General features: G+C 71.0%; 10 protein-coding genes and 1 pseudogene. 2 read left to right on the forward strand and 9 right to left on the reverse strand.

Annotated features, from left to right (window positions below):
• Positions 1–36 precede the first annotated feature (36 nt).
• From MUK52_RS09755 to MUK52_RS09775, 5 genes are all read right to left on the reverse strand, one after another.
• Positions 37–1251: an McrC family protein gene (locus MUK52_RS09755; protein ID WP_284575601.1), complete on the reverse strand. Its 1215-nt coding sequence runs from the start codon at positions 1249–1251 to the stop codon at positions 37–39.
• Positions 1248–3110 carry a DUF4357 domain-containing protein gene (locus MUK52_RS09760; protein WP_284575603.1) on the reverse strand — a complete coding sequence of 621 codons (1863 nt, stop codon included), beginning with the start codon at positions 3108–3110 and terminating at the stop codon, positions 1248–1250. Before MUK52_RS09760 ends, MUK52_RS09755 begins: the two co-directional genes overlap by 4 nt.
• Before the next feature lie 108 nt (positions 3111–3218).
• A complete protein-coding gene (locus MUK52_RS09765) occupies positions 3219–4868 on the reverse strand; it encodes a hypothetical protein (protein ID WP_284575604.1) in 1650 nt (549 codons plus the stop codon).
• A gap of 24 nt (positions 4869–4892) precedes the next feature.
• Complete coding sequence (locus tag MUK52_RS09770; RefSeq protein WP_284575606.1) at positions 4893–5285, reverse strand: hypothetical protein; 393 nt, start codon at positions 5283–5285, stop codon at positions 4893–4895.
• Positions 5282–7666 carry an AAA family ATPase gene (locus tag MUK52_RS09775; protein WP_284575608.1) on the reverse strand — a complete coding sequence of 795 codons (2385 nt, stop codon included), beginning with the start codon at positions 7664–7666 and terminating at the stop codon, positions 5282–5284. Before MUK52_RS09775 ends, MUK52_RS09770 begins: the two co-directional genes overlap by 4 nt.
• A 302-nt stretch (positions 7667–7968) precedes the next feature.
• Here MUK52_RS09775 and MUK52_RS09780 point away from each other — a divergent pair, with 302 nt between their 5' ends.
• Complete coding sequence (locus tag MUK52_RS09780; RefSeq protein WP_284575611.1) at positions 7969–8487, forward strand: hypothetical protein; 519 nt, start codon at positions 7969–7971, stop codon at positions 8485–8487.
• 105 nt (positions 8488–8592) lie between these two features.
• Positions 8593–9222 (forward strand): uracil-DNA glycosylase, encoded by a 630-nt coding sequence (locus tag MUK52_RS09785; RefSeq protein ID WP_284575612.1) that lies wholly within the window; start codon positions 8593–8595, stop codon positions 9220–9222.
• 356 nt (positions 9223–9578) lie between these two features.
• On the opposite strand, the pseudogene MUK52_RS09790 reads toward MUK52_RS09785, so the two are convergent.
• The 4 genes and pseudogenes from MUK52_RS09790 to MUK52_RS09805 all read right to left on the reverse strand — a co-directional run.
• Positions 9579–9701: pseudogene (locus MUK52_RS09790) on the reverse strand (PIN-like domain-containing protein); the annotation flags it as partial.
• 292 nt (positions 9702–9993) lie between these two features.
• Positions 9994–11349, reverse strand: a complete 1356-nt coding sequence (locus MUK52_RS09795; RefSeq protein WP_284575613.1) for an endonuclease domain-containing protein — start codon at positions 11347–11349, stop codon at positions 9994–9996.
• Between the two features lie 156 nt (positions 11350–11505).
• A complete protein-coding gene (locus MUK52_RS09800; RefSeq protein WP_284575614.1) occupies positions 11506–13095 on the reverse strand; it encodes a GTPase in 1590 nt (529 codons plus the stop codon).
• A gap of 145 nt (positions 13096–13240) precedes the next feature.
• Complete coding sequence (locus MUK52_RS09805) at positions 13241–16207, reverse strand: GTPase (protein ID WP_284575617.1); 2967 nt, start codon at positions 16205–16207, stop codon at positions 13241–13243.
• Between the last annotated feature and the right edge of the window lies 1 nt (position 16208).

Genomic DNA, 16208 nt, shown 5'->3' on the forward strand with positions numbered 1-16208 from the left:
CCTTACCTCGTGGCGTGCGGCGCGGCCGAAACGATCTTAGGGGGATGCGAGTCCCGCGCCCTCGGCCATCAGGCGGGCAAGGTCCCGGACCGTCCCGAGCAATTCCGCCGGCGGCCCTTCCAGGTCCAGGACGTGCTGGTGGATGACGATCCCCGCGTTCCGAACACGGTGGGAAGCGTGAAGCGTGCCGCCCCCGGCGTAGATCAGATGCCCCTCGGGAAGACCCAGCGCCGTGCAGTAGGCGAGCATCTGGTAGAGGTCGGCGTCGGGAAAACCGTCGAGCTTCTGCGCCTTGTACTTGGCGTCGGCCACGTTCAGCGGGCGGCCGTCGTCCCCGTACCGGAGGAGATCCGGCCTCATGCGGATGGTCACGTCCGCGTCGAGATGCACTCCCCTGGCCTGGAGCGCGCAGTGTCCGCCATGCGCTGTGAGGGCCTCACGCAGGGCCACGCAGACGAAGTCCTCGAAGAGTTTGTTCATGTCGAGCAGGAATCCGTCGACGGTGACGTCACCCGGCAGGTGCTCGGGCGACTGGCGGCGCAGGACGGTCTCCGCCAGCCGCAGCGCGGGCTGGTAGCGGAGGTTCAGACGGCTCGGCCGCCACCGGGGCGGAGCGGCGCCGCGCAGCAGGGGCTCGGCGTCGATGAGCCGGGCCCGTTGGTGCTGGAGGGACCGCCGTACTCCGGCCGGGACGCGGGGCAGGCTCAGCAGCCGCTCGGTCGCCGCCCGCAGCAGCCGGTTCTCGGGGATGTCGGTGGTGTACTCGTCATAGGCCACTTCCAGGGGAAAGAGCCGTCCGTGGTGACGGCGCACCTGGTCGGTCTCCCTGAGCCGACCGCGAAGGACAGGGGACGCTTCTTCCGTGTGCCGGTAACCCTGCAGCACTCCTTGCCTCAGGGCTCGCTCCTGCGTCCTCTCGTAGGTCTGGGCGAAGAAGGGAACCAGTTCCGTGTGCGCCGACACCTCCACCGTGCCCTCTTGGTGGATCCGCGGGTTCAGGGCGTACCCCAGGAGGAAGAACAGGTGGGCGATCGGCACCTTCGGGGTGATCCTCAGGGTGACGGGGTCCTCCCCCGGGGCCCTGACCACGAAGGCTCCGACCTTGCTCCCCGCGCGCAGCCGCCATCCCCCGGTCCGGTACGGGTCGGGCGACGCGTCCACGATCCGGGAGGCGGCGAGTGCCCGGCCGACGGCCGCCGGCAGGTCATGGGTGGTGTGCGGGGCGTGTTCGACGAGCTCGATGCCGGTCACGCGTCGGGCTCAGCCGGGCCGGCAGCCGGTGCGATGTTCGCGCGAAGGGCTTTGAGACCGTAGGTCTTGGCGATGTCGATTCCCTCTCCATAGTGATGCTCCTCCAGGAGCGGAAGGATCTTGGTGCGCCAGGTGCGGTCGAGGCCGCCTTCCCGGTAGACCGCCTTCTTCATCAGGTACGAGGGGCCGATACGGAAATCGGGGTCGTCGATGCGGGAGTTGAGCGCGTCCAGCAGGTCCGCCGGCTCGGGGCCGCGGTCCTGTGCGGCGAGCCAGCGGCGCAGCAGCCCCTGGGTGGGCTCGGTACGCGGCGAGAGCTCCACGAAGGCGAAGCGCCGTCGCATGGCCGCGTCGACAAGGGCGATGGAGCGGTCGGCGGTGTTCATCGTGCCGATGACGAAGAGATTGGACGGGAGGGCGAAGTCGTCGCCCGAGTAAGTCAGGCGGACCGACTTGTTCCGGTACTCCAGGAGGAAGTAGAGCTCTCCGAAGACCTTGGCCAGATTCGCACGGTTGATCTCATCGATGATCAGGAAGTGCGGGATGTGGCGGTTTCCTTCGCGGGAGGCGAGGTCGGCGAGCTCCCGCAGCGGGCCCGCCGTCAGTCGGAAGGCGACCTCCCGGGTGTCGGGGTCCTCCTTCGGCCGGAAGCCTTCGAAGAAGTCCTCGTACGCGTACGAGGGATGGAACTGCACCAGCTTGACCCGTTCGGGCCCGCCTCCGAGGAACTCGGCGAGTTTGAGGGCCAGGTGGGTCTTGCCCGTGCCCGGCGGTCCGTACAGCACCAGCTGCCGTTCGTCCCAGAGGAGGTCCTTCACCTCGCGCAGCCACTCCACGTCGTGGACGAGCAGGTCGTCGGCGAGGGCCTGGCCCGGCTCGGGAAGCTCCAGCTCACGCCGGGCCGCGAGGGCCGGGACTGTCTCGCTCGGGTCGCGTTCCCGGGAAACGGCCTCGTCGGCGAGCTCCTCGTCAGTACGGCCGAGTCCGTCGATGAGGGCCTGCACGGAGGTGAGGTCGACGACGTCGTGCTGCGCCGAGAGCTTCTGCTGGAGTTCCTCGGGAAGCTCGTCGTAGGCGTACCCGCTGCTCTGCCAGTCGACGGGGCGGCGCAGGTTGGAGCGGCCGCCTTCGGAGGCGGTCTGCTCGACCGTTCCGGTGATCTCACCCACGTACAGGCGGCCCCCGGAGATGCCGCACACCGTGTCGCCCGGCTTCATCCAGGAGAGGAACGCGTACAGCTCGTCGACGAGCTCCAGCTTCTGGTTGTAGGTCGCCGTCGTCCCGTAGTCCTCCTCGACGAACGCTCTCAGCCGCTCCTTGCTCGCCCCCTGCGCCACTCCCTGGCGCAGCCGCGAGGCCGACAGCGTGACCCTCCCCTCCGGGAGCCAGAGCCGGTGGACGAGGTCACTGCCCGCCACGTTCGAGCCGCGCACGAGCCAAGCCCGGTTGGGCCCGGAACGCATGCCCTCCATGAAGTCGGACAGCGGTGTGCCCGCCTCGGTGCGCCACTCCTCCCAGCCGTTGCGCGGGGCTCCGACGAGTATCTCGGCGGCGGCGGACGGCGATCCGCACTCGACGTCAGCGGTCAGCTCCAGCCAGCCGGGCCAGCGGTCGGACGGCGCGAGGACTCCGGCGGCTCTCAGCTCCTCGCGCCGCTTGAAGGTGCCGCTGAAGTGCTTGGGGAACGACGGCATGACGTGCTCCCGGGCCGGCGAACCGGCCCGGACCAGGAACTTGCGGCTCCCGTTGGTGCCGACGGCGTCGAGGAGGAGTCCGACCGCCCGCCCGATGCCGTCCCCGCCGGGCAGCCGCAGCCGGAACTCCGGGTACTCGGCGGGGTTGCCGCTGTCCTCGTTCACGCACACTCCTGGTTCACGTACGTTCCTCGTTCCCGTCAGTCCTTGGACACGGGCAGGGCATATGCCCGAAGACCGGTGCCGAGAAGGACCTTAGCCCCGCTCCGTACCTCAGGTGAGGGTGTTGGTGAGGTGCGGCCCGATGTATCCGATGAAGATCCCGTGCTCGGCGCAGGCGGCGTCGTGGTAGTGCAGGCGTGGAGCGACGGTGTTGCCGCCGCCGATCCTCACGTGCGCGCCCATGAACAGCCGGCAGGCGGGATTCACGTATTCCGGGACGGGGAAGGTCCGCTCCTTGCGCCAGACGGTGTTCGTCTTCACCGTCTTGGACTCATCGCGCACGACCTTACGGGGCGATATCGCGTGCATGCCGCCCGGAGCGTCCTCGCACCACTGCTTGAAGTCACGGAAGGCCGCGCCGTCGGCTGGGGCGTCGACCGAGACGTCGGCGTAGTCCCGAAGCGCCAGCAGTGCGTCCCAGGCCATACGGACCCAGGAGGAACCGTACGCCTGGTCGTCCAGTTCCAGGGTGATCTTCCTGGTTCCGGTGAAGTGCACGCGAGGCATCTCCTCGATCCGTTCCAGGATCTCCGCGAAGGACTCGGGGACAGCGGGACCGCCGTCGTCCGGGGCATACGCGGCTTCGGCGGCGCCGAGGGCGAGCAGGCGCTTCTGCACGGTGACAAGCTGGACCCGGGTCTCGTGCAGTTCCCGGTACTGCTCGTCGTATTCGGCGATCAGCGTGATCTCGTCGCTCCTGGCGCGCTGGAGTTCGTTCTTCAGGTCCCTGATCTCGTCGGCCCGTACCCGCTGCTCGCGCCCGGCTTCCTCGAGGATCTCGAAGAGGGCGTGGTTCTCGTCCCTCAGCCGCTCCAGCTCGGAGCTGCCCGAGCTCTCCTTGGTACGCGCGCGCAACACGGGTACCGCGTCCAGCTCGGGCGGCAGTGGCGCCCGGGTGGCGAGGCCCTGGGGAAGCTGGGCGAGCAGGCGGCGGGCCCGGGCCGGGTTCTCGGCGACGACCCGGTGCGACATGACGCGGTGGCGCTGGCCGTCGGCCGCCCAGGCCGGGTCCACACCGGGAAGGAAGGTCCGGATGCCGCCGCCGTACACCCGGTGGTACTCCATGAGCCGGTTGAAGCGGTTGTCCGCCCCGGGCGCGAGGGCGTAGAGGATGGCGAGGCCGGCCAGGGGACGGACCAGCGGGTCCAGGGTCCGCTCCAGCCAGACATCGAAGTCGGCCCCGTTCGGGGCGGTGGCCATGACGATCGGCAGACGGCGCTCCGCGTCGCACAACTCGTCGATGACGGAGTCGATGTCGGCCGCCTCGACGACCTGTGGCATCCGGGTCACGTCCGCGAGCCCGTCGCGGGCCTGGAGGACGTCCAGCAGGCTTGCCGCAAGGCGGGGGGTCTTGGCGGCCGTCGGCAACGTGTCCGGATCGTCGGGAAGGTGCTCTACGTCCAGCTGTACGCGGGTCGGCCGACTCTCCGTCTGCCTGATCACCAGGGTCGTCTGCCAGGTGCCGTCCGGGGCGGTCTCCCGGAGGCGCCAACGCCCGTACGCCCCGCCGGTGCCGGTCGCCGAGTCGTGGTCGAGCGTGACTCCCCGGGCTATCTCGTTGCGTCCCTCCGCGAACGCCTGGATGTCGTAGTTCTTGGGCGGTTCACGCAGCCAGTCCCGGAGCCGGGCGTCGACCTGCGCGCCGGTGCTGACATAGTCGAGGCCGCTGGTGACGACCATGCGGTAGCGGCGTGTGTCCATGCCGTGGTCCTTTCGGTGCACCGGTCAGGCTTCGGTCCGCTCGGGTCCTTGGCGGAGGGCGGCGAGCAGTTCGACGACGTCGTCGTGCCAGGCCCTGACCTCGCCCGGGGTGGGCGGGAGTTCGTACGTGTGGTGGTGGCAGGCCGCGCTGAGCGCGGACCATACGGCGTACCACTGACGGGCCACGGAGCACGGGGCGTACCACTCAAGACAGAGCGCCTTGGTACGGCCACGGCTGTGCGCCATGGCGGGACTGAGCCGCCGCCAAAAGCCGTCCATGGCCTCGTCCAGGGCCAGCCGGAGCAGGGCCGCGGCGGCTCGGGCGCGGAGTCCCGGCGCGAGGGTGTGGGGAACACCGGGAGGAGGGAGGAGCAGACGACGGGCGGCCGCGGCCAGGTCGTCGGGGGTGCTGGTCATCGGCTCCGCACCGCCTTCGCGAGGCGCTCGGTGTCCCGGACCAGGTCCATGCGGTCGCCGATCGGGGTGAGGAGCTGGTGGGCGCCGGCGTTGCACCGCTCGATGAGCGCGCGGGCCCAGGGGCCGTGGTCCTGCGCGACGGCCGCGAGGACCTGGGCGGGCTCCATGGTGCTGTCGTAGAAGGCGAGCGCGGCGAGATCGGTGAGCTTGTGCGCCTTGCCGATCCTGGCCTCGACGTCGGCGTGGCCGTGGCCTTCGGCCCGCAGGCGGCGCCGTGCGGGTTCCAGGCAGGCGGCCTCCAGGGCGCCTCGGCACATCTGGGGCAGGACGCGGTCGGCGACGTCCTGGGGCACGTTCGGGTCCTTGGCGACGGCCCGGGCCTCGCTCAGCGCGAGGGAGACCGGGTCGTCGGTGCGGGTGACCTTGACGACGGAGTCGGTCTGCCGGGAGACCTGCATGATCGTCGCGGGGATGCGCAGGTGGCGGATGGCCTGCTGGAGGCGGGTGTCGTGAGTGAAGACGATCACCTGGCGGCGCTGGGCACAGGCGTGGAGGACCCGCGCGAGCCCCTCGACCTTCTCCGGGTCCATGGACTGCACCGGGTCGTCGATCACCAGGAACCCGAAGGGGCTGTCGGGGTGGGTGGCGCGGGGGAGGAACAGCGAGAGGGCGAGCGAGTGCAGTTCGCCCTGGCTCATCACGCCGAAGGCGGGCGCGTCCATGGCGTCCACGGACACGTCGAGCTTCACCTTGCGCTGGTTGGCCGTCCCCGTCAGGCCGATCGAGCCGAGCGTGACGCTGCTGCGCTCGCAGAGCAGCTTCCAGATGGTCTGCGACTGGTCGGCGAACGGGCGCAGCCGCTCCTCGCGGAGTTCGTCGGTGACCTTCTTGAGCCAGGTCTGCGCGTCCTTGAGCCGCTTGCCGAGCGATGCGGCCTCGGCGGCCCGGTCGGCGGCGGCCAGCCATTCAGCGAGGCGCACCCCGAGCGGCTGCCAGCCGGCGTCCTGATCAGCGAGCAGGCGGGCCGCCCGCTCGCTCTCCTGCCGGCAGGCGTCGGCGAGGGCGGCCGAAAGGCGCTCGACCTGATCCGCCAGCGGGCGGGGGTCGGTCGTGCTCCGGCACAGGGACCATTCCCGCCAGAGGGCGGCGAGCGGCGAGTCCTCCGGCCGGAGCCATACGGGGACGGGCTGGACGAGATCGTGGACGGCGCGGATGGCGCCGCGCAGGTCGTCGCGCGCGGACTGCGCTTCCGCGGCTTCGTGCTGGAGCCGTTCGACCTGCTCCCGGGCGCGCACCGCCCAGTCGTCGTCGAGCAGTCCGGGCGTGTCACAGACGGGGCAGTCGGTGGTCCGCGCCCGCCGCCGGTGGTCGAGCGCCCGCTCCAGGAGGTCGGAGAGACGACGGGCGTCCTCGGCGGAGCCGGACCGCGCGTCATCGGCCCGGGCCGCGGCTTCCCGCAGCCGCGTCACGGCACCGCTGATGTCGCTCAGATCAGGCCCTTCGAGGGTGGAGAGCCCGCGCATTCTTTCGAGTTCGGCGTTGTCGCCCTCGGGCCGTGCGGCGAGGAGGGTGCGAACGCGTTCGCGGTCCGGGCGGCGTGCGGAGAGAACCTCCACGGCCGCGACGGCCCTCGGGTCGCCGGAGCCCCGCAGTTCGGTGAGGACCGTGGCTGCCAGGTCGGTGGCCTTCTTCTCGCCGTCCTTGATCGCCTTGAGGCGGGCTCCCGCCTCCTTGTAGGCCTCGGAGAGCTGCTCCAGGCCGAGGATCTGGGCGAGTCCGTCATGGAGGGCGGTCATGGGGCCGTTGATCACGGCGCCGAGTTCGCTGTACGAGAGGAACGGCCGGTACAGCGCGAGTTCCTCCACGCCGACGACCTCGCCCAGCTCTCCGCCGGGCAGGCCTGGCCGGTGGACCGCCACCCGTGCGTCGCCCAGCCCGTCGCCGTGCCAGCTCCTGCGGACGGTGACGGGCGTGTCGGCACCGTCACGGCGGCACTCCACCTCCACGCGGGGAGCCGCCGGATCGTGCAGATTCCGCCACCCCTGCCGCCAGATCTGAGTACGGTCCTGCCAGCGGAAGTTGTCGCCCGTCAGTGCCATCTCGGCGGCCTCGGCGAAGCTGGACTTACCGGAGCCGTTGCGTCCGGCGACCACGGTGAGACCCGGTGCGGGGGTGAGGCCGAGCGTGGCCTCCGGACCGATGCCTCGCCACCCGGCGGCCGTGATGGAGCGGAGGAAGAGAGGACCGGTTCGGGAGGCGCTTCCGGCCCGAGTCCCGGGGAAGAGGTCGCGCAGCAGATCCGCCGTCTCCGGCTCCAGGCCGGCGGCGGCCAGGCGCTGGAGGACGAGGTCGCGGAGGGAGGGGTGGGGCTGGTCGCTCACGGTGTGGCTCCATCCACGGGAGTCGGCGGGTGTGACGGCGGAGTCCGAACCCGGGAGTCCCAGAATGGCGGAGATGCGTTGACGTCGTCAACGTATATTTCCTGCCACACTTCATACGAATTTGTGTACGGATTGCGGATCCGGGCGGCATGATTGACAGTCAGACGGCCGCACGGCCGCACCTCTTGAGGAGAAGCTCAACCGTCATGAGACTTACGGACCAGCTGACCCTGCGGCGGTCAGGCACCCGCGCAACGCGGCACGGAGCCACCTGCTCCGGATCCACGGAGAACGGGACCGCCGTGGAATGGCGTCTCGCCCTGCCCGGTCGTCCTCAACTCACCCTGCACGACACCCGCTGGGACAACGGTGAGCGGGACCTGGTCCTCCACCAGCCGTCGGTGGTTCCCGAGATGCCCGCCCTCCTGGCCAATCTGCACGGCCGCCGCCGCGCAGGCATCGAGGCCGTGCCCGCCGGAAGGGGGCGCCTGCGCCTCATGGCCTGGACCGTCATACCGGGGACCGGCTCGGACCGGGCCGGCTTCAAGAAGTCCCTCACCACGGCGCAACTCGCCGCACAATGCGGGCTGCCGCTCCTGCGGACTCTGACGAGCCGTCCCGGCGTCACGCTGGAACCCGCCTTCGACCGGGAAGACCTCCCCCCGGTCGACCTGGAGCACCCGCAGGATGTGAAGCCTCTCCAGCACGCGCTGTACTTCCCCGTGGACGACGACGAGACGCCGGTCATGGCGTACGTCATCACCCGGGTCATGCCGACGCTCCGCGCGGTGGGCTGGCTGCCGACCTCACCCGCCTCCTGACGTCTCGGGCCTCGCCCCCATGTGTCAGTGCCACCCGCTAGCGTAGGAGGCCGACCACCACCCCTGTCGGCGTGCACTCGGGTGGAGACGGCGGGGGAGGACGATATGGCGCGACAGATGGCGGACGAGACGTTCCGTACCGACCAGGAGCGGAATCGGTACGCGGCACACGTCCGCGCGATCAACGAGCTGGTCGACGGCCTGCGGGACCAGGATGGCAGGGGCTGGATGCCGTACGTCGCTCCTTGGCACGGCGGAACCGAGGCGCGCGTGCTGTCCGTGCTGCGCGATCCGGGGCCCAAGACCCAGGACGGCACCGGCTCGGGCTTCCTGTGCACGGAGAACGACGACCCGACCGCCGAGCGTCAGTGCCGGGCCTTCGAGCAGGCCGGCATCGACGCCCGCGATGTCACGCCCTGGAACGCCTACCCCTGGTACATCAATCGGAAGCCCGACGCCTCCGAACAGAAGGCCGGCGCCGAGGCCCTCGCGCGCCTCCTCGGACTGATGCCGGACCTCCGTGTCGTCCTGCTCCAGGGCGGCGACGCGCAGGCCACCTGGCGGCGGCTGGAGAAGGCGCACCCGGCCCTCGCCGGCCAAGAACACTTCCAGGTGGTGCGTACGTACCACCCGGGCCGGCAGGCACTGTGGTCACCCGACCCCGAGGTCCGCGCGGCGCGCGAGCGGCACCGCGAGGACGCGCTCCACCAAGTGGCCGACATACTCCGGGCCTGACACCGCCGGAAGACGGTCTCCCGTCCGCCTCGGTCGGCTCGCGACCCGCACCGGCTGGACCACGACGGGGACGACGCCATCGGCTGTGAGGCGGCATGGACGCGCGGCACACCGCCCGGCGTGGGGGCGGCCACCCGGAGGGGGGCGGGGGCGGTGCGCAAGTCAGGCCAGGTGCGCTCGATACGGTCCGCTCGGACGGCATAGGCGGCGGGGCCGCCCCTTTCGACCGCCCGATGGATCGCCTCGCGGCAGATGTGGAGACGCTCGACCATTTCCAGGCTGCGGATCTGTTGGTTGTCCAGATAGAACAGTACGGCCGCGTGCTCGTGGACCGGCCGGATCGCGCGGTCGCGTGTCTTGATCCGCCCGTCTTTCGACAGAGGCACCCACTCCTTGGCAAGCCCGTGGAGGATCCACTCCTCGTCCGGTACGCCCTGGGCGTCGCCCGCGAAGACCTCACCGATCTGTGCACGGTCCATCCACGGGCACGCAGTTCCTCGGCGACGCGCCGTCCGAGGTTGCGGTCGAGGAAGAACTCAGGCGGCAAGGCGCACCACAGCCTGGCGGACCGCGTCCACCTGCTCCGGCTCCATGTCGTACTCGTACGCGATGTCCTCGACGGACTCGCCGGCTTCCCACAGATCGGTGACACCTCCCAGGCCGTCAGCCGCTCGGCCACGAGCAGGCGGGCGAGGCGGGCACCGAACGGCACGCCCGCCCGGTGTCACGCGGGGGCCGCCCGTCGCCGTACGCGGCGGGCGGCTCCTCACCTCAGAACAGTCCCAGGCCCTCGCCGCCGGGGTCCACGACGACCGGCCGGGGCTGGGCGGGGAGGCCGTCCAGGCGGTCGGGGCCGGACGCGGCGGCCACGGCGGGGGCCGTCTCGGCGAGCCAGCCACGGAACCGCTCGGCGGCCTCACGGTAGGGGACCCGCGCCAGGACACGGTGCTCGCCGGCGGGGCAGAAATCGACCGTGACCGTGAACAGGCAGGACCGGGGCGCGTTCTGACTACCCGCCCAGGACACGCGCAGGGTGCCGCAGGGCTCGCGCCCGCGCGGGGCCCGGTGGGTCGGGCGCAGTGACCGGCAGGCTATGAAGGCGGTCCACGCGGCGAGGTGCGGCAGCGGCAGGGTGGTGCGCGCGCGGCAGCCGGTGCAGCGGTGCCAGTGGCGAAGCCAGTCGCCGGCGTCGGTGTGGAAGAGGCGGGCGTAGCGGTTCGCGACGCGGACGTCGTTGGCGTACAGATGATCGGGGCGTTCCCGCGTGTTGCAGGACTGGCAGACGGGGGCGCGGACGTAGCCGTGCTCGTGGCAGTGGTCGAGCACTGCGGCGGGCGCGCCGCCGCAGACGGCGCACACCCACCCGGCCACCTTCTGGGAGATGCCGGGCCTTCTGCTGAGCACCGAGTACAGCTGGCCTTCGAGCTCTCTGCCGTATGGGCGCACTGAGGCGGCGGGGCCCTCAGGGCTCGTCGCGCGCCGCCCGTCGGCGTCCCCCGCCCGCCGAGGGCGGGAGGGCGGCTCGGCCACGGCCGTGCCCGTCTCACGGGTCCGCGCGGCTCGCAGCCACCGCGTCTCGGCGTGCTCGGCCGCGTCGAGCAGCCTCACCACCCCGCGCGGCAGCCACCACGTCCGCCGGGTCCCGTCGGGGGTGTGCTCCACGAGTAGCCGTCGCCAGTCGATCCCCGCCAGATGACACGGCCGGCTGGCCTCGTGCCGTGTCCCGCGCCCGGAGCCGCCCGGCTCCCCCAGTTCCCCCGCGACGCGCCACCGCCAGCGCAGCGGCGTCTCCTCGTCGCGCTCCGGCTCAGGCTCCGGCTCCGGCGCTCCGCGGAACGGGCCGACGCGGACCAGGTCCCGCCGATCCATGACCACCGCGTTCAGTTCCGCGGCCGCCCGGCGCACCTCGCGCTCCGCGACACCCCACCGACCACCGCCCACCCTGACCGTCGCGACCACCCGGCTCCCGAGCAGGACGTACCCCGTCCGGGCACGGGCGGGCGAGCGGGTGAACGCCCCGGAAGCCGTCGGCACGGCGCCGCCGGCCGTCAGCCCGACCCACAGCGCGTCCGCGGCCTCCAGGGTGATCAGGCCGTCCGTACGGCCGGGCACGACACGCTCCGTCATACCGACAGGCTAACGGCGCCGACACGCCGACGGGTCCGAGCGCCCGGTCGGGTACGCCTGGTTCCGGTCGGCAAGGGTTCGCATCGGAACCTGAGCGCCTGTCCCAGCGGCCATGGTCACGGGGCGCGTTCACCGCCGGGACCACGGTCCGTCAGGTCAGCGGGTCGGCCCGACCAGCTTCTCGGCCTCGTCGCGGAGGCCCTTGATCGCCGTCAGGGCCGCTTCACGCTCGGCTTTGATGTCCGAGCCCCGCTTCGTGAGACCGCTGAGCGACCGTTCCACCTCGGTGATCCATTCGCTCAGGTACCGCTCACCGGCATCGGTGAGAGCGGTCCGCTGTTCGCGCGCTTCCTCGTCGAAGTGATCCTTGATCTGCTTCCGCCGTTTGTTGAGCGCCATCCACTTGCTCTGGTCCTGCGCGACGCTCGTCAGGTCCATCAACGGCCCCGTGACTGCCAGCACCCACTGCACCTTGCGGGCCGTACCGGCTACCTTGCCGGCCGCCTTGGTCTTGCCCCACGGTTTGAACTTCTCCGCGCCGTTGGTGACTTTCCCTCCGGCGTCAAGGATCTTCCGGCCCACCCGGTTCTTGCTGAGCTTTTCCACGACGGCGGAGGCCGCGCTTCCCGGCCCGTTACCGCCGTCCGCGATCTTCCCGATCCACTCGCCCGCCTTCTCGGTACCCAGCTTCGCGGCCTTCTTCGCCGCTTCCTTGACCCCCTGCGTCAACGGTGGCGTGCCATCCGGGGACCCGTCGAACGTCGCCTTACGTGCTTCGAGGTCGTTCACCCAGGATTCGGGCTCGGGCACACCGGTTCCGTACTCGGCGACCAGCGCGTCGAACGCCGTCCTCACCGACGAAGAGAAACTCGCGTCGAACTCATGTCTCGCACGCTCCAGTTGCTCCTGGACGGCACGAGTGACGCGGTCGGGGACGACCCCGTCCTTCTCCGAGACGCCGGCAGCGGCCCTGTCTCCGGCCGTCGTGATCCTGGAAGCGACGACTTCACTCCCTCTCACCAGGGCGCTCAGCACATGCTCCTTCGTCCGGGAGATCGACTCCTCGACCTTCTTCGCGCTCTCCGCGGCATCGAGTTCCTCGCCGTCCAGCACCCACTGCCGCTCGGCGTCCGCCAGCACTCGAAGGAGTTCGAAGGCCTGGGCCTCGGGCCGGACACCGCTGACACCGGGCGCGGTCATTCTCCGCAACTCAGCCGCCAGAGCGTCGATACCGCTCTCCGCGACAAGCCACTGGCGCTGATCGGGCGGGAGAGTGGGGTCATGGAGCGCGTCGATGTAGTCGCGTGCGTCGGTCGGGACGATCGGGACGCGGTCGGCGAAAGGCCCGAGGCGCCCGCGGATCTCGTCGAGGATGACATCGCGATCGCTGTTCTCGGCGTTCATCTTGTTGACGACGACCACACTCCGGTCAGCGAACCCATCAGCGTCGAGAGCCCGCAGAATCGTCCTGGTCTCTGCTTCGCCAGGCAGTTCGCTCGTTGTCACGATCATCAGCGCGTCCGCACCACGTACGCCGCCCCGCGCCGCGTCGGCGTGCCCGTCGACACCCGACAGCGTCCCGGGCAGGTCGACCAGCGTCGCTCCGTTCCACTCGTACGACGTCGCCTCGTGCGTCTTGGGCGCCGCGTCGACGAGATCGACGATGTCGGCCGACGGGAGCCGGAGCAGTGCCGCAACGAGCGTGGACTTCCCCGCGCTGTAAGGGCCCAGCAGTGCGATCCGCAAAGGGCTCGTGTCCGCACGAGGCAGGCTCGTGGTCAGGGCGCGAGTGCGAGGATGAGCCCTCAGGACTTCTTCGGCACGTGCGGCCAACGCGAGTACCAGAGCGCTTCGGCCCCCGTCGATCGTGGGCGCGTCGACCGGACCACCGTCAACCATCTGTGTTCCCTTCAGTTCCTTCGAGGATGCCGAGGCATCCGGAATCCGCGCCGATCTCGAACCGTTCGGTGAGAACGTCCACGAACTGGTCCCGCAGACACGACCGCACGTCCGCGACGCGGGACGCGTCGGCCCAGACACGAAGTTCGACTCCCGGCGTCCGACGTGCCCGACGGATCGCCGCCGGGTCCCCTCCCGCGAGAGCCAGGAGCCGGCGCGCCAGGACGAGGTCGATCGCGTCGAGGGCGGACCGCACAGCCGTCCGCAGCCCGCAGAGCCGCTCGAACCGCTCCCGCGTGACCCTGATGTCCGCGGACCGCGCCTCGAACCGGGCATCGATCTGAGCCGTCGCGTCATCGGTGATACGAGCCGACCACGCCGCAAGCCCGTCGAACAGGTCATCGAGGCAGGCCTCAGCCTCGGTCGTGGTCGTGCTGGTCCACCCGTCCTTCGCCCGCCGCGCGCGGGCAACCTCACCGCTCACCGCTTTCGCCGCTCCGGCCAGGCCCTCCACCGCGTAGACCAACGTCGCCGCGGGAGGGGGGACCGCAAGCTTCTTGGGGATCCCCTTGGCGGCGACAGAGCCCAGAAGGGCCGTCGCCGCCCCCTTGACGGCCGCCGTGCCCAGGCTCGCGGCCTGCTCCTTCAGATCAGGACGCGGTCGTACACGCGGCTGCGCGTCGTCCTGATGGTCCGTGGCGCTCGCCCGCACGCGCAGAAGCATCCCCCGTTTCCGCGCCTCCTGCTCGAACGTGTCCCCGAGACCGGAGAGAAGTCCCTCCAGGTCCAAACCGGTGACGAAGTCGCTCCACCGCTGCGCGTCAGCCACGCCGCCCAGGTCCCGAACCACCTCCGGCACCCGCTCCTTGGCGCGGTGGCGCTCGGCTTCGAGTAGGTCACGCGTGTCCCGGCCCGCTGTCCGGAAGGCTTCCAGCGACTCTGCCCGGTCACGCGCCGTCGAGCATGCGAGTTCGGCAAGCGCGAGATCGATCCCGGGGAGTTCCTCGATCAGCCGGTCGTGGAACGCCGCGAGCGGCGCCCGCACGTCCTCGGCCAGGCGAACCGCACGAAGCGGAATCGCACGCTCGGCCAGGAGCCGGGTGAGGGACTGCTCCAGCTCGGGCAACCTGCTCGCCCGAAGGGCCCTGTCCCCCAGCTCGCGGTCCGCCGTGGACAACGCTTCGTGCGCGGCACCGGAGTGGACCGGGAGGACGACGGGCGACGTGACGCCGACCGCTGCGGAGACCTGCTCGATCCGAACCGTGTGACCCGTCGCCGACGCGAACTCTCTCTCCGGATCCTTGGCGAAGCGTTCAAGACGGTGCGGTTCGTCGACCTTTCCCTTCACATTGACGACAGCGAGCAGAGGTTTCCCCGTGAGGAGGAGTCGCTGGAGCTCGGCGGACTCCTCCTCACGCAGCGTGTCGGCGTAGTTCCATATCACCGCGTCGGCGCCGTCGCACGCGGCCCGAGCACGCGTGGCGTCGAGGTCGTCGTCCTTCGCGGCGACGCCGGGCGTGTCGAGGTACGTCACGGAGCCGACGTGGAACGCGGAGGTCTCCCGCGTGGTGCGATGCGCCCCTCGCCCGATCCCGGTCCGGTCCGCCTCACGGGTCAGCGCTTTGCGCAGCGTGGTCTTCCCGGACTTGGTCCTTCCCGCGATGGCCACGCGCAGCCTGCCTCGCGCCGTGGGCATGACCCGTACGGCATCGCGCAGTTCGCGTTCGAGCGCTCCGATGCGGCGGATGACCCCGACGAGGTCCTCGCTCTCGATCGCGTGCGCGGAGTACGGCGCCCGCGAAGGACGAGCCTCGGCCTCCTCCCGGAGAGCGGTCTGGATGTCGCGGTAGGCCGATCGGCTCGTGTCCACCGTCCCGGGCGCGAGCTCGCCGACCAGGGCCCCGAGGGCCTCGCGCAGATCCGGTTCGGTTCGCCACAGGTCCATGTCCGCCGCCACGCGGTCGAACGACTCGACGTTCTTCGTGTACCAGGACTCGAACGCCCGCAGCTCGTTGACGTCGGTCCGGGAGGCGACCGCCAGCAGCCCCGCCGTGAGCCGTGCGGCCGAGCTCGCGGCGGGCGCGGCCGGAGACACGGCCGTGTTCACGGGCGCCGTCGCGAGCCCGTGCCCGATCACCACCCGCACGCTGTCGTCCGCGAGCATGTCCACCGTACTTCCGGACACGGCACCGGTGTCACGGACCTCGATCGCCCAGAGCAGAGCGTCACGTCGATCCGACCTGAACCCGAACCGCGCGTCCGGTGCGAGCCAGCGCCACCACTGCGGCCGCTCGGACAGGACCGCCTCGTACGACTCCTCCGCGGCGGCGAAGTCCCGCACCTTCTCCAGCAGCGGCACCAGCTCCCGGTTCCGCAGATTCCAGGCCGCCGCAGCACTGTGCCTGAGCACGAGCTCGCGCGCCTCCGCCGCCTTCCGGCCTCCTCGTCGACGACTGAGGTCGGCCAGCGCGGGTTCGATGTCGATCTCACGGATCGAGCGCCAGATCTCCTCGGGCCATTCCCGGTCCGCACGACGACACGGCTCCAGGACTTCGGGCAGCAGCCGCTCCACGGCGGCCACCGCCGCGGCGTCCGCCCGAAGCGCTTCCACCGGCACGCCCTCCAGTGCCTGGAGATGAGTCCGCAGTCCTTCGAGCCGCTTCAGTTCCCGGAGGGATCTGCCCGCGTCCGGTGCCGGAGTCCCGCCCCTGGCCGTTGTCAGACGGGCCAGTTCGCGCTCCTCGAAGCACTCCGCCACCGCGTCGGACACCCACGGAAGCGTGCTCCCGGACGGCGGCAGGCCGGCACACCCGCGCGCCTGGGCGACCGCGTCCACCTCCTTGGCGAATCGCTGGAGTGCGGCCGGTCCGACCATGGCATCCACCCCCAACGGCTCGAGCAGGAGCGCCAGCATCTCGGCTCTGAGGCTCGTCCTGTCGTTCACCACCCCGCCAGTCATC

The sequence above is a fragment of the Streptomyces sp. 2P-4 genome (assembly GCF_030167965.1).
Classification (GTDB): Bacteria; Actinomycetota; Actinomycetes; order Streptomycetales; family Streptomycetaceae; genus Streptomyces; species Streptomyces globosus_A.